Annotated in this window: 10 protein-coding genes; all 10 read right to left on the bottom strand. The window is 58.8% G+C overall.

The genetic code is table 11. The features are described 5' to 3' along the window. Positions 1-54: 54 nt before the first annotated feature. The 10 genes from metG to C6382_RS05825 all read right to left on the bottom strand — a co-directional run bounded on the left by metG (position 55) and on the right by C6382_RS05825 (position 13,937). On the bottom strand, positions 55-1,605 hold the full coding sequence (gene metG / locus C6382_RS05870) for a methionine--tRNA ligase (protein ID WP_107023597.1): 1,551 nt from the start codon (positions 1,603-1,605) through the stop codon (positions 55-57). A gap of 645 nt (positions 1,606-2,250) precedes the next feature. Continuing rightward, entirely contained in the window at positions 2,251-3,219 is a 969-nt protein-coding gene (locus C6382_RS05865) for a peptide ABC transporter ATP-binding protein (RefSeq protein ID WP_107023596.1), read from the bottom strand. Then, positions 3,219-4,187, bottom strand: coding sequence for an ABC transporter ATP-binding protein (locus C6382_RS05860; protein WP_107023808.1), 969 nt, complete (start codon positions 4,185-4,187; stop codon positions 3,219-3,221). Before C6382_RS05860 ends, C6382_RS05865 begins: the two co-directional genes overlap by 1 nt. Positions 4,188-4,197: 10 nt before the next feature. Continuing rightward, on the bottom strand, positions 4,198-5,127 hold the full coding sequence (locus tag C6382_RS05855; RefSeq protein ID WP_107023595.1) for an ABC transporter permease subunit: 930 nt from the start codon (positions 5,125-5,127) through the stop codon (positions 4,198-4,200). A 10-nt stretch (positions 5,128-5,137) separates the two neighbouring features. Next, complete coding sequence (locus C6382_RS05850) at positions 5,138-6,148, bottom strand: ABC transporter permease subunit (RefSeq protein WP_107023594.1); 1,011 nt, start codon at positions 6,146-6,148, stop codon at positions 5,138-5,140. Between the two features lie 72 nt (positions 6,149-6,220). Next, positions 6,221-7,816 (bottom strand): ABC transporter substrate-binding protein, encoded by a 1,596-nt coding sequence (locus C6382_RS05845; protein WP_107023593.1) that lies wholly within the window; start codon positions 7,814-7,816, stop codon positions 6,221-6,223. Positions 7,817-7,891: 75 nt separating this feature from the next. Continuing rightward, complete coding sequence (locus C6382_RS05840; RefSeq protein ID WP_107023592.1) at positions 7,892-9,271, bottom strand: OprD family porin; 1,380 nt, start codon at positions 9,269-9,271, stop codon at positions 7,892-7,894. A gap of 167 nt (positions 9,272-9,438) precedes the next feature. Then, the gene (locus C6382_RS05835) at positions 9,439-11,031 is read right to left on the bottom strand and encodes an ABC transporter substrate-binding protein (protein ID WP_107023591.1); all 1,593 of its coding nucleotides are present in this window, start codon (positions 11,029-11,031) and stop codon (positions 9,439-9,441) included. Positions 11,032-11,281: 250 nt separating this feature from the next. Beyond that, on the bottom strand, positions 11,282-12,907 hold the full coding sequence (locus tag C6382_RS05830; protein WP_107023590.1) for an ABC transporter substrate-binding protein: 1,626 nt from the start codon (positions 12,905-12,907) through the stop codon (positions 11,282-11,284). 316 nt (positions 12,908-13,223) lie between these two features. Further along, positions 13,224-13,937 (bottom strand): SIMPL domain-containing protein, encoded by a 714-nt coding sequence (locus C6382_RS05825; RefSeq protein ID WP_107023589.1) that lies wholly within the window; start codon positions 13,935-13,937, stop codon positions 13,224-13,226. Positions 13,938-13,965: the final 28 nt, after the last annotated feature.

The raw sequence follows: 13,965 nt of genomic DNA, 5'->3' as shown, positions 1-13,965 counted from the left end.
ACCCTTGGTATTGATGCTACTTGGGGCCGCACCGCCCCCAAGTGGCGGGTATCGCTATTGCGCTTCCTGGTAGCGCGGGAACATCACGCGGGTCTCCTTTATGCGATAGCCGCCGGTAACGGGTCGCCCAAAGTCGTAACTAGGTAGTTCGCCCTCAGTGAGGCAGCCGAGGCTCTGCAGCAGTTCAGCCATGCTCGTTGGCATCACTGGCCACAGTGCTAACGCACCCTGGCGCAGGGCTTCCAGGCAGTCATGCAGAATGTTGCCGACTTGTTCGAGGTTTTCCGGTTGTTTGATCAATATGTAGGGCTCAGTGAGATTCACGTACTGGTCGATCGAACGGAAGATAGAAAGCGCTGAGGCAATCATCTTGTCGTATTGGAAGGCCCGGCCCTTTTCCCGGGTGGATAGGCTGAGTTGCAGGATTTCCTCGGCAAAACTGGTGGTGTTGGCTGCTTTGGGGGGCACCACACCCTCAAAATAGAGATTGATCATGCCCACTACCCGGTTGAAGCAGTTACCCACCGTGTTGGCCAGATTGGCGTTGTAGCTTTCAATGAAGCGCGTGTGGGCAAAATCTGCGTCGCTGGCACCTACGGGGCCTGCACTGGCAAGAAAGAAACGTGTGCCGTCCACACCGAAATCATTGCAGTAACGTTGCAAATCCGAAATGCCGACAAAATTGCCCATGCTTTTCGACATCTTCTCGCCTTCGCGTATCCAGAAGCCGTGGGCCAATATATTGCGTGGCAGCTCGAGCCATTGATTGCCTTCGATCTGTTTCAGTGCCAGCAACATCGCTGGCCAGATGACTGCGTGGAACCAGAGAATGTCCTTGCCGACCACCTGGAGCGTTGCGGGCCAGAGATGACGGCGTTCATCGGTATCGATCACGGTGAGGTAATTGAACAGGGCATCGACCCAGACATACACCACATGTGATGCGTTGCCTGGGACAGTGATACCCCAAGATTCACTGGAGTGCCGCGAGATAGGGATATCGCTGAGCCCGTCCCGAACCCTGGCGACCACCTCGGCAGTGCGACTGGCCGGATGGATTTTAAACTCACCGTTCTCCAGCAACGCCAGCAGGACATCCTGATAGCGACTGAGTCGGAAGAAGTAGTTCTTCTCAGTGCGTTGAACCAGAGGCTTTTTGTTGAACGGGGACTTGAAATCATACTGCTTGGCTTTGGCCTCTGAAACGTATTCTTCCTGGCCTGCATCGTACCAGCCGGAGTATTCGCCTAGGTAGACATCACCGGTTGCCATCAGTTGTTCGATTCGTGCACGTACGCTCGATTCGTGGCGTGGCTCGCTGGTTCTGATGAAATCATCGAAATCAATATTGAAATACTTGAATGTCTGGCGGAATGCATCGGCATTTCTCTGCGCCCAGGCTTCTACTGGCATCCCCCGTGCTTGGGCGGATTCTATGACTTTTGCCGAGTGTTCATCTGTACCTGTCAGCAGGAATTTCTCGTGACCTTCAAGTAGTGCGGTACGTGCGCCGATATCGGCGAGCAGGGTGGAGAAGACGTGCCCAATATGTGGGGAGTCGTTGACGTAGTAAATGGGAGCGGTGAAATAATTGGATGTTTTCATTGCAGGCGTCCATGGTCTTCGATGTTTGGATAAATGTAGCGATAGAAGAGTGTGAACTAATTATGTGTGTATGGTTGCTAATGCCTGGCTCTGAATAAGGCCTGGCAAGGGGTTGGATAGTAACAGGGGTTGTGGTTTTGTATTTGCGTGAAACCCCTGATGGTTTTGTAAGTTGTTTCTTACAGGTGTTTTTGTAAGTTGTTTCTTGCGGGGGCTTCAAGAAGTTAAACTGTATGTGTCTGGTTTGTTTTGTACGGGTTCAAAGTTGGTTGTAGATGCAAGCTGAGTTTTCTATGTGGTGATCGTGAAACTAGTAGTTTAGAGATCAAGTGGATCTGGCATTGCATGGTTGTCTGAATGGTTGGCTATGGTTTTGTGTGGCGTGCATTTGCCGGGTTTGGAGTGCATTGATTGATGAGCGTCTGCAGAAGACTGATGGCTCGCGCTACGTGGTGCAGAAAGTAGCGTTTCCAGTGCATCAGCTTGGTGATCAATCAGGGCAATGGTGCTGCTGCTGGGCCGGTCACCGGCGAATGAGCGAAGGTATGTGGCACAAAGATTCTTGATCGCGATCTTCAATGATGGATTGTTGGAGCCGCTTCTGCGGCCTTTCGCGGGCAAGCCCGCGAAGAGGCTCACATCGATCTAGAGAAACTGCTCGGCGTAGTGACACGCCACCTGCCGTGTTCCTACCGGCCTGAACGCCGGCTCCTCAGAGGCACAGCGCTCGGTGGCATACGGGCAGCGCTTGTGGAACGCGCAGCCGGGTGGTGGGTTCAACGGATTGGGCAGCTCGCCGGCGATCTTGATCTTCGGCTTGAGCGGGTCCGGGTGAATGGTTGGCGTGGCCGACAACAAGGCCTGGGTGTAAGGGTGCAACGGCTTGTTGTAGATATCTTCCTTGGGCCCCATTTCCGCCGGACGCCCCAGGTACATCACCAGCACCTGGTCGGCCACATGACGCACCACCGCCAGGTTGTGGGAAATGAACACGTAGGCGGTGTTGAACTCCTTCTGCAGGTCCATGAACAGGTTCAGCACTTGGGCCTGGATCGACACGTCAAGGGCCGAGGTCGGCTCATCGGCCACCAGCACTTTCGGTTGCAGCATCATCGCCCGGGCCAGAGCGATACGCTGACGCTGACCACCGGAAAACATGTGCGGATAACGCTGGTAATGCTCCGGACGCAGACCGACCTGTTGCATCATGGCCTGGACCTTTTCCCGCCGTTCGCTCTTCGACAGGTTGGTATTGATCAGCAGCGGTTCGGCCAACTGGTCACCAATCTTTTGCCGTGGGTTGAGCGAGGCGTAGGGGCTCTGGAATACCATCTGCACGTCTTTGCGCAGTTGCTTGCGTTCAGTCTTGTTGGCCCCGGCGACTTCCTGGCCGGCAATTTTCAGCGAGCCGGAAGAGGGCTCCTCGATCAGGGTCAGGGCTCGCGCCAGGGTCGATTTGCCACAACCGGATTCGCCGACCACGGCCAGGGTCTTGCCCGCTTCTAGTTCAAAGGAGACGCCATTGAGCGCACGGACCAGGGCGTGGCCCTTGAACAGGCCACGGGAAACTTCATAGTGACGGGTCAGTTCACGGGCGGTAAGGACGACAGTCATTACGCCACCTCCTGGTTCAACGGGTAGAAACAACGGACCTGGCTGTGGGCCTGGGGATCGAGGGTTGGACGTTGGCGGCGGCAATTGTCCTGAGCGTACGGGCAACGTGGCGACAGCAGGCAGCCTTCGGGGCGGTCGTAGCGGCCGGGGACGATACCGGGCAGGGTTGCCAGGCGCTCGGCACCTTCGCTGTGCTCGGGAATCGCTGCCAGCAGCGCTTCGCTGTAGGGGTGCGCGGGGACGTCGAACAACTCCGGCACCTGGCCTACTTCCACGGCTTGCCCTGCATACATCACACAGACCCGCTTGGCGGTCTCGGCGACCACCGCCAGGTCGTGGGTGATCAGGATCAGCGCCATGTTCTGTTCTTTCTGCAGGTTGAGCAGCAGCTCCATGATCTGCGCCTGAATGGTCACATCGAGAGCGGTGGTCGGTTCGTCGGCGATCAGCAGCTTGGGTTCGCCGGCGATAGCCATGGCGATGGCCACGCGCTGACTCATGCCACCCGAGAGTTGATGCGGGTAGGCGTCCAGACGACTTTCGGCCGCTGGAATCTCGACTTTCTTGAGCAGCTCCAAGGCGCGTTGGCGCGCAGCCTTGCCGCGCAGACCGAGGTGCTGACGCAGAACTTCCTCGATCTGGAAGCCCACGGTGTAGCTAGGGTTGAGGGCGGTCATCGGGTCCTGAAAGACCATCGCCATATCCTTGCCGACCACCTTGCGCCGTTGCCGACCGCTGAGTTTGAGCATGTTGCTGCCGTCGAAGGTCAGAGCGTCGGCGGTGATTCGCCCGGGGGCGTCGATCAGGCCCATCAACGCCATCATGGTCACTGACTTGCCCGAACCGGACTCGCCGACAATGGCCAGGACCTCGCCTTCGTTTACCGTCAGGTCGAGACCGTCGACCACCGGCACCGCGCTGGCATCGCCAAAGCGCACATTCAGATTCTTGATTTCTAGAAGTGACATGGCAATCTCCTCAGGCAGCATTCTTGAGTTTCGGGTCCAGCGCATCGCGCAGTCCGTCACCCATCAGGTTGATTGCCAGTACGCTGAGCAAAATGGTCAGCCCCGGCAGGCTCACGACCCACCAGGCGCGTTCGATGTAATCGCGGGCCGAGGCCAGCATGGTGCCCCACTCCGGGGTCGGCGGCTGGACTCCCAGGCCAAGGAAGCCCAGGGCTGCGGCATCGAGAATCGCTGAGGAGAAACTCAAGGTCGCCTGGACGATCAGCGGCGCCATGCAGTTGGGCAGCACGGTGACGAACATCAGCCGCGGCAGGCTGGCACCGGCCAGGCGTGCGGCAGTGACATAGTCGCGGTTCAGTTCACCCATCACCGCAGCGCGGGTCAGACGCACATAGGACGGCAGCGACACGATGGCAATGGCGATCACCGTGTTGATCAGGCCAGGGCCGAGGATGGCGACGATGGCCACGGCCAGCAGCAGCGATGGCAGGGCCAGCATCACGTCCATCAAGCGCATGATCGACGGGCCGAGTATGCGCGGGAAGAACCCGGCCAGCAGGCCGAGGAAGATTCCCGGGATCAGTGAAATCACCACCGACGACAAGCCGATCAGCAGTGACAAGCGCGAGCCCTGGATCAGCCTCGACAGCAGATCGCGGCCCAGTTCGTCGGTGCCGAGAATAAACTGCCAATTACCGCCTTCAAGCCATACCGGTGGGGTCAGCAGGAAATCACGGTACTGTTCGCTGGGGTTGTGTGGCGCCACCCAGGGGGCGAACAGCGCGCAGAACACGATCAGGCTCATGAACATCAGCCCCGCGACCGCGCCTTTGTTACGCGAAAAGGCCTGCCAGAATTCCTTGTAGGGCGAGGGGTAGAGCAGGCTCTGGTCGACAGCGGTGGCCGGGGTGGTGACAGACTTTGCAAGTGGGGTTGTCATGACGGGGCCCTCAGCGCTGATGACGGATGCGTGGGTTGGCCAGGCCGTAGAGGATATCCACGACGAAGTTGACCAGGATCACCAGGCAGGCAATCAACAGGATGCCGTTCTGTACCACGGGGTAATCACGGGCGCCGATGGCTTCGATCAACCATTTGCCGATGCCCGGCCAGGAAAAGATGGTTTCGGTCAGTACTGCGCCAGCCAGCAAGGTGCCGACCTGCAGGCCAAATACGGTCAGTACCGGAATCAAGGCATTGCGCAGGCCGTGGACGAACACTACCCGCGCAGGCGACAGGCCTTTGGCCCGGGCGGTGCGAATGTAATCTTCGCGCAGCACTTCGAGCATCGACGAGCGGGTCATCCGGGCGATCACCGCCAGTGGAATGGTGCCGAGGACGATGGCCGGCAGAATCAGGTGCATCAGGGCGTCCTTGAACGCGCCTTCTTCATCGCTGAGCAGGGTATCGATGAGCATGAAGCCGGTTTTCGGCTCAATGTCGTACAGCAAGTCGATGCGTCCGGAAACCGGGGTCCAGCCCAGGCTTACGGAGAAGAACATGATCAGAATCAGGCCCCACCAGAAGATCGGCATCGAATAGCCGGCCAGGGAAATGCCCATGACGCCATGATCGAACAGCGAGCCGCGCTTGAGGGCGGCAATCACCCCGGCCAGCAGGCCGATCACCCCGGCGAAAAACAACGCCGCGATGGCCAGTTCCAGGGTCGCCGGGAACAGTGCGAGGAACTCGGTCCAGACGCTTTCACGGGTACGCAGCGATTCACCCAGATCGCCCTGGGCGAGCTTGCCGACATAGTCCAGGTACTGCGCTGGCAACGGCTTGTTCAAGCCAAGGCGCTCCATGGCCTGGGCATGCATCTCGGGGTCAACCCGGCGCTCACCCATCATGACTTCCACCGGGTCACCGGGTATCAGCCGTATGAGCGCGAACGTCAGCAAGGTGATGCCGAAAAGGGTCGGGATCAATAATCCCAGGCGCCGGGCAATAAAACTAAACATCTTCTGGTGTACCTCATCAGCCGGTCAGGCATGTCCGCCAACCCCGGGTTGGGGCCGGCGGCCGTTCTTGTTCTACTTCACCTGGGTGGTGGCAAAGTTGTTATTGGTGAGGGGGTTGATGTGGTACCCCTCAACGTTGTTGCGCATGGCGGTGAACATCTTCGGATGTGCCATGCTGATCCACGGTTGATCTTCATCGTACACCGCCAGCGCCTTTACATAGAGCGCTGCGCGCTCTTGCGTGTCGGTCACTACCCGGGCCTTGTCGATCAAACGCTGGAATTTCTGGTTGCACCAGCGGGCATAGTTCTCGCCGCTTTTCACTGCATCGCAACTGAGCAGCGGGGTGAGGAAGTTGTCCGGATCGCCGTTGTCGCCCACCCAGCCGGTAGACACCATGTCAGGCTCGCCCTTCTTGGCGCGGCGGAGCATTTCGGCCCATTCCATCACCCGGATATCGACTTTCAGGCCGATCTTGGCCAGGTCGGCCTGGAGCATCTGGGCGCTCAATTGCGGGTTGGGGTTGGTCGGGCCGCCGCCGTTGCGGGTGAACAGGGTCAGCACCGCGCCTTCCGGGACCCCGGCTTCCTTGAGCAGGGCACGGGCCTTGTCGAGGTCGCGGGGCGGATTCTGGTTGGCGGTGTTGTAGCCCATCAGCGTTGGTGGATAAGGGTTGATGCCGACCAGCGCATTACCCTTGCCGAATAGCTGGTCGACATGGGTCTGGCGGTCGAAGGCCATGTTGATGGCTTTACGCACACGCACGTCGCTCAGGTATTTGTGCTCGTTGTTGAGCGAGATGTAACCGGTGGTCAGGGCCTCCATCTCGGCGACTTTCAGCTTGGGGTCGGCCTTGATGCTGGGGATGTCATCAGGTTTGGGATACAGCGCCACCTGGCATTCGTTGGCCTTGAGCTTCTGCAGACGCACGTTGTTGTCGCTGGCGATGGCGAAAATCAGCGCATCGGCCGGTGGCTTGCCACGGAAGTAGTCGGGGTTGGGCTTGTAGCGGACCTGGGCGTCCTTGACGTAACGCTGGAAAATGAACGGGCCAGTGCCGATTGGTTTGCTGTTGAGCTCGGCGGTTTTGTTGGCCTTGAGCAGCTGGTCGCCGTACTCGGCGGAATAGATCGAGGTGAAGGCCATGGCCAGGTCAGGCAAGAACGGCGCTTCCGGGCGGGTGAGAGTGAAGACCACGGTGTGATCGTCGGTTTTCTCGACGCTCTTGAGCAAGTCTTTGAAGCCCATGCTCTCGAAATAGGGGAAGCCGATGCTGGTCTTGTTGTGCCACGGGTGGTTCGGGTCCAGCTGGCGTCGGAAACTCCACAGCACGTCGTCGGCATTCATCTCGCGGGTCGGCGTGAAGTAGTCGGTGGTGTGGAACTTCACTCCTTGGCGCAGATGGAAGGTGTAGGTCAGGCCGTCGTCGCTGATCTCCCAGCGTTCGGCCAGGGCTGGCTGAATCTCTGTGGTGCCGGGCTTGAAGTCGACCAGGCGGTTGAACACGGTTTCGGCGGAAGCGTCGGCGGTCACCGCCGTGGTGTACTGGACGATATCGAAGCCTTCCGGGCTGGCCTCGGTACACACCACCAGCGGCTTGGCCGCCAGGCCCGCCGCAGTACTCAACAGGATGGCTGCCAGGGCAGCCTGAAGCGGTAGCAATTTCATGAAACCTCCCTGCGATCAATTAAGCCAGCGTAGTCGCCACGACCGGTTCGGTGAACCGGTCGTGGCAGCTGACGCTTAGAGAATGTTGAATGGAATGGTGGTTACGATACGCAGCTCGTCCAGGCTACCGTCGCCCTGGTTCTTGCTGGCCCGGTGCGCGGTATAAGTGGCGCGGATGGTGGTGTCCTTGAGTGAACCGCTTTGTACCGCGTAGGTGGTACCGATACCCCACTCGTAGTGGTTCTCGCCGTCGAGGTTTTTCACGTCATAGCCGGTGCCGCTGTAGTGGGTGCCATCGATGCACCAACCACGGGCGTTGTACAGGTTGAACTTCAGGCCGGGTACGCCGTACTGGGCCATGTTCAGCACGTAGGCGATCTGTATCGATTTCTCGTTCGGGCCGTTGAAGTCCGAGAGCAGGGAGTTGGCCAGGTAGATCGCGTTGGTGTCGTGCAGGTAATCGAAGTATTCGTTACCGTTGACCTGCTGGTAGGAGAAGCTCAGGTTGTGTGCCTGATGCGTCAGGCCGAACGACAGACTGTAGGTATCGTTGTCGATCTCACCGAGCAGGCTTTTACCTTCATCTTTGGTCTTGTAGTAGTTCAGCCCCGTGGTAAGGCTCAATACCGAACTATCGCCCAGCTCATGGTTGGCGCCGAAATAGTACTGGTTCCACAAGTCTTCGACGTTGGACACGTAGACGCTGGTTTTCAAGCTCTTCAGTGGCTGGTAGTTCACACCGGCGATGTTGACGTGATCGGCTTCGAAGGCGCGATCACCGTACTCGGCGACAAATTTGCTGGTGCCCTGTTCGGTCCGCGTCGAGAGGCGGTCGAAGGTGCCGATATCAAAGGCCAGGTTGTCGAATTCTTCGCTGCGGATGCTCACGCCCTCGAAGCTCGACGGCAAGGCACGGTTGCCGATGTAGGCAATGACCGGGGTGTCGATGGACTGGCGACCGGCGGTCAAGGTGGTGTTGGAGACACGGGCCTTGACGTTCGCCAGGCCCATCTTGCTCCACTGGCCGATGACGTCACCGTCACTATGGGTCAGGGTGCGGTTGTTCGGCCCGGCCACCGCTGCGCGGCCCTGCTCAAGCGCGATGGCATTGTAGGCGGCGACTTCGGTTGCGAAACCAACGGCGCCCTCTGTGAAGCCCGAGCTGTAGTTGAGGATGGTGCCTTGCACCCAGTTGTCACGGCTATGGGTGTCGTGTTGGCTACCATCGCTCTTGTAGTACTTGAACAACGGCGCGCGAGTGGCGCGTTCGCGGGCGTACCAGTTGCGGGTCGAACCGGACAGACTCTGGCCTTCGATAAAGCCTTTGGCTTCACTCTGGGCACTGGTGGATTTGACGCTGACCGGAACAAAGTCCTGGCTCACGGGTTCGGCCTGAGCCACGGCTGACAGGCCACTCAGGGACAATGCCAGTATTGCGATTTTGGTTGGTCTCAAGGTAAAGCTCCCTTTCTTTTCTTTTTTTAGTTGCCGCCCGGCCTTGTGAGCTGGGCGTATTTCTGGGTGAAACAAGGGTTGCAATCGTTTGCCACGAGAAGATCTGGCATATTCAGGCTGAGTTCGGTCGCGAGGGTGGATTGCACCCCCGTGGCCGAATCAGGTGTTTACTCGATGCTGACGCCTGAGAAATTGTTGCGCCCGAAAGGACTTACCTTGAAACCCACGACCTTGGCACTGAGCGGTTGGTTGACCGTCGAGTGGGCGATCGGGGTAATCGGCACCTGCTGCTTGAGGCGTTGCTGGGCCTGTTGATAAAGCACGGTGCGCTGCTCACGATCAGTGATGGTCTTGGCTTTTTTGATCAGCGTGTCGTACTGCGGGTCGCACCACATGGAGTAGTTGTTGCTGCCGATGGCGTCGCAGCTGTACAGCGTGCCCAGCCAGTTGTCCGGGTCGCCGTTGTCGCCGGTCCAGCCGATCAGCGAGATATCATGTTCGCCATCCTTGGTGCGTTTGAGGTATTCGCCCCATTCGTAGCTGACGATCTTCACTTTCAGGCCGACCTTGGCCCAGTCAGCCTGAAGCATCTCGGCCATCAGCTTGGCGTTGGGGTTGTAGGGACGTTGCACGGGCATGGCCCACAGGGTGATTTCGGTACCTTCCTTGACCCCGGCAGCCTTGAGCAATTCGCGGGCCTTGTCCGGGTTGTAACCGGCGTCTTTGATGCTTTCGTCATAAGACCATTGGGTCGGCGGCATGCTGCCCACCGCCAGTTGTCCTGCCTGTTGATATACCGCCTTGACGATGGCCGGTTTGTTGACCGCCATGTCCATCGCCTGGCGTACTTCGAGCTGATCGAAGGGTTTGTGCTGCACGTTGTAGGCGATGTAGCCGAGGTTGAAACCGGGCTTTTCGATTACCTGCAACTGCGGGTCATTCTTCAATGCATCAAGGTCGGCCGGGCGTGGATGCAGGGTGATCTGGCACTCGTTCTTACGCAGTTTCTGGATACGCACTGAAGGGTCGATGTTGATCGAGAAGATCAACTGGTCGAGCTTGACCTGAGCCGGGTCCCAGTAGTCCTTGTTGCCGCGATAGCGGATCTGCGAATCCTTCTGGTAGCGCTGGAACACGAACGGACCGGTGCCGATCGGCTTCTGGTTGATGTCGCTGGGGCGGCCGGAGGTCATCAACTGATGGGCATACTCGGCTGACAGGATGGCGGCGAAACTCATCGCCAGGTTCTGCACGAACGCGGCATCAACGCTGTTGAGGGTGAACACCACGGTCATCGGCGCGGTCTTCTCGACCCGGGCAATGTTCTTGTCCAGGCTCATGCCGACGAAGTAGGGGAACTCGGTGGGGTAAGCCTTGCGAAACGGGTGCTCCCTGTCGAGCATTCGATTGAAGGTGAACAGCACATCGTCGGCATTCATCTCGCGGCCAGGGGTGAAGTCCTTGTTGCTGTGAAACTCGACCCCTTCGCGCAGGTGGAAGGTGTAGGTCAGGCCGTCATCGGACACCTCCCAGCTTTTTGCCAGGGCCGGTTTGACCGCAGTGGCTCCGCGCTCGAACTCGACCAGACGGTTGTAGATCGGCTCGGCGGCGTCGTTGTCGGTGGCGCTGGTGTACTGGGCGGTGTCGAAGCCACCGGGGCTGCCTTCGGAGCAGAACACCAGGTTGTTGGCCAGGCTTACGGGAGCCTGGGCGAGCAGGCCGAGGCCCAGTAATGCTGCAAAAAATGGCGTATGACGCATAACGATCCTTGGTTTCTTGTTGTTTTGAGCGGTCCATGGCACACAGCCGTACGAATCGCACCGACTGCGACGCTGCCTTGACGGTAGAGCCGTCACGGCGTTGTCGATAGGTACGATTACGCAAAGATGTGTAGGAGGCGTCCGACAGGGCGGAGCGACGTTTCCGTGTCGATGCACTAACGGTTGACCTGCCAGACCATCAGGCTATGGCTCCGGACCCCATTGGGGCCGGAACCAGGGCTGCTGGCTGCTATTTGGTCACGCTGACCCCATAGAAGGAATTCAAGCCGAACGGGCTGATCTTGAAGTCCTGTACGGTGTTACGCATCGGTTGATACACCGTCGAGTGCGCGATCGGTGTCATCGGCACCTGGTCTTTGAGGCGGTGCTGGGCTTGCTTGTACAGCTCGGTACGCTTGGCTTGGTCAGCGGTGGCCTTGGCCTGCTTGATCAGGTCGTCGTAGGGCTTGTCGCACCATTTGGAGAAGTTGTTGCCGGCAACGGCGTCGCAACCGAACAGGGTGCCGAGCCAGTTGTCCGGGTCACCGTTGTCACCGCTCCAGCCAATCAGCATGGCGCCGTTCTCGCCACCTTTGGAACGCTTGATGTATTCACCCCACTCGTAGCTGACGATCTTGGCGTTGATGCCGATTTTCTTCCAGTCGGACTGGAGCATCTCGGCCATCAGTTTGGCGTTGGGGTTGTACGGGCGTTGCACCGGCATGGCCCACAGGGTGATTTCGGTGCCTTCCTTGACCCCGGCTTCCTTGAGCAGTTGCTTGGCTTTTTCCGGGTCGAACGCTGCGTCCTTGATGGTGGTGTCGTAGGACCATTGGGTCGGCGGCATGGCGTTGACCGCCAGCTGACCTGCGCCCTGGTACACCGACTTGATGATTTCAGGCTTGTTCACCGCCATGTCCAGGGCCTGGCGGACCTTGAGCTGGGCCATCGGGTTGGCTTCGTTGCTGCCCTTGATCTTGTCCATCACGTTGTAGGCGATATAGCCGAGGTTGAAGCCTGCCTGGTCGGGCATCTTCAGGTTCGGGTCGGCCTTGAGCGGCTCGATGTCAGCGGGGCGCGGGAACAGGGTGACCTGGCATTCGTTCTTCTTCAGCTTCTGCATGCGCACCGAGGCGTCGGTGGTGATGGCGAAGATCAGGTTGTCGATCTTCACGTCATCGGGCTGCCAGTAGTCCTTGTTGCCCTTGAAGCGGATCTGCGCGTCCTTCTGGTACTTGCTGAACACGAACGGCCCGGTGCCGATCGGCTTCTGGTTGATGTCGGCGGGCTTGCCTTGCTTGAGCAGTTGGTCGGCGTATTCGGCCGACTGGATCGAGGCGAAGCTCATGGCCAGGTTCTGGATGAATGCGGCGTCGACACCGTTGAGGGTGAACTTGACGGTGTGGTCGTCGAGCTTCTCCACCTTGGCGATGTTCTTGTCCATGCCCATGTCGGTGAAGTACGGGAACTCGGTGGGGTAGGCCTTGCGGAACGGCATGTCCTTGTCGAGCATTCGCTTGAAGGTGAAGAGGACGTCGTCGGCGTTGAATTCGCGGGTCGGCTTGAAGAAGTCGGTGGTGTGGAACTTGACCCCTTTACGCAGGTGGAAGGTGTAGGTCAGGCCATCATCGGAAATGTCCCAGCTGGTTGCCAGGCCCGGAATGACAGCAGTACTGCCGCGCTCGAACTGGCTCAGGCGGTTGAAGACAGTCTCGGCTGAGGCGTCGAAGTCGGTTCCGGTGGTGTACTGGCCCGGGTCGAAGCCAGCGGGGCTGCCTTCGGAGCAGAACACCAGGTTAGTCGCCGCGAGGGCTGAAGGTGCGCCGGCAAGCAAGCCTGCGCCGACTAGAAACGGAATGACCGCGTGTTTGAGCATGGTGGCCTCATTGTTGTCATTTTTGATTTGAGGGGGGCCTTGTGAGCCGTCCTGCGGATACTTATGCAGGGCCCATACCCAATGCAACACTCAAAGGGATGTGTGGCGGCAAACAGTGGGACGAACGTACAGGAATGTCGCATTCGTATAATTTTTTACGAAGTTGAACGTTTGCGGATGGGTATTTCAGTATGTTTCGGAGACGTTATGCATCATGGTGGTCACGCCTGGCACCGCAACAGTGCACCTGGTTGCTACGCGTAACAGTGTTCGTGGCAGCCGCAGCTGCCACGAATCTGCACAACCGTAACGTTACTCAGGGCATCTGTACTTCGATGGTACCGTCGGCGCTGAGGCTCACCTGGCTAGTGCCGGCTTCGATGTCTGGCGCAGGTGCAGCGTCTTCGGCCATGCCGGCTTTCATCATCATAGGGGCACTTCGCGCATAGGGATGCGGATAGCCGCTGCTATTGAGGTTGAGGTTGACCACTTTGTAGCTTTTGCCACCCAGGGCTTCAGTGGCCAGCTGGGCGCGGGTCTTGAAGGCATTGACGGCGTCCTTGAGCAGTTCGTCCTCGCTGGTTTTGCGTGTGGCCGGGGCGATGGAGAAGTCCATGCCGCCCATTTTCAGGTCCTGCAGCAAGGTTCCGGTGAGTTTCGACAAGGCCGGGAAGTCGGCACTTTCCAGGCGCAGCTCGGCGCGCTCGCGCCAACCGGTGATCTTCTGACCCTTGTTGTCATAGATCGGGTAGCTGTTGCGGCTGCCCTGGCTGATCTTGACCTCCTTGACCTCGCGGGCCTGTTGCACCGCCTTGTTCATGGTTTCGGTGATTTCCTTGGCCAGCTTGCCCGGATCGGTGTTCTGCGCTTCGCTGTACAGGGTCACGATCATCAGATCGCGCGCCACTTCCTTGCTGACTTCGGCACGCAGCGAGATCTGGTTGTAACGCGGTTCTTCTGCCAGCGCGGGGAGGCTGGCGAGCAGGCTGGTGGCCATTACAAGGGTGGCGCTGCGGCGGGTGTTAAGCATGTGTGACTCCTTGAAAATGAGGCGTGGA

The organism is Pseudomonas sp. BBP2017 (assembly GCF_003024385.1).
GTDB lineage: Bacteria > Pseudomonadota > Gammaproteobacteria > Pseudomonadales > Pseudomonadaceae > Aquipseudomonas.
Note: the sequence above shows the minus strand (reverse complement) of the source record. Positions and strands in the feature narration are given on the sequence as shown.

Coding starts and splice junctions, on each gene's coding strand:
- C6382_RS05835 (WP_107023591.1), bottom strand. CDS start 11,031: ATGCGTCATACGCCATTTTTTGCAGCATTACTGGGCCTCGGCCTGCTC.
- C6382_RS05845 (WP_107023593.1), bottom strand. CDS start 7,816: ATGAAATTGCTACCGCTTCAGGCTGCCCTGGCAGCCATCCTGTTGAGT.
- C6382_RS05865 (WP_107023596.1), bottom strand. CDS start 3,219: ATGACTGTCGTCCTTACCGCCCGTGAACTGACCCGTCACTATGAAGTT.
- C6382_RS05830 (WP_107023590.1), bottom strand. CDS start 12,907: ATGCTCAAACACGCGGTCATTCCGTTTCTAGTCGGCGCAGGCTTGCTT.
- C6382_RS05850 (WP_107023594.1), bottom strand. CDS start 6,148: ATGTTTAGTTTTATTGCCCGGCGCCTGGGATTATTGATCCCGACCCTT.
- metG (WP_107023597.1), bottom strand. CDS start 1,605: ATGAAAACATCCAATTATTTCACCGCTCCCATTTACTACGTCAACGAC.
- C6382_RS05860 (WP_107023808.1), bottom strand. CDS start 4,187: ATGTCACTTCTAGAAATCAAGAATCTGAATGTGCGCTTTGGCGATGCC.
- C6382_RS05855 (WP_107023595.1), bottom strand. CDS start 5,127: ATGACAACCCCACTTGCAAAGTCTGTCACCACCCCGGCCACCGCTGTC.
- C6382_RS05825 (WP_107023589.1), bottom strand. CDS start 13,937: ATGCTTAACACCCGCCGCAGCGCCACCCTTGTAATGGCCACCAGCCTG.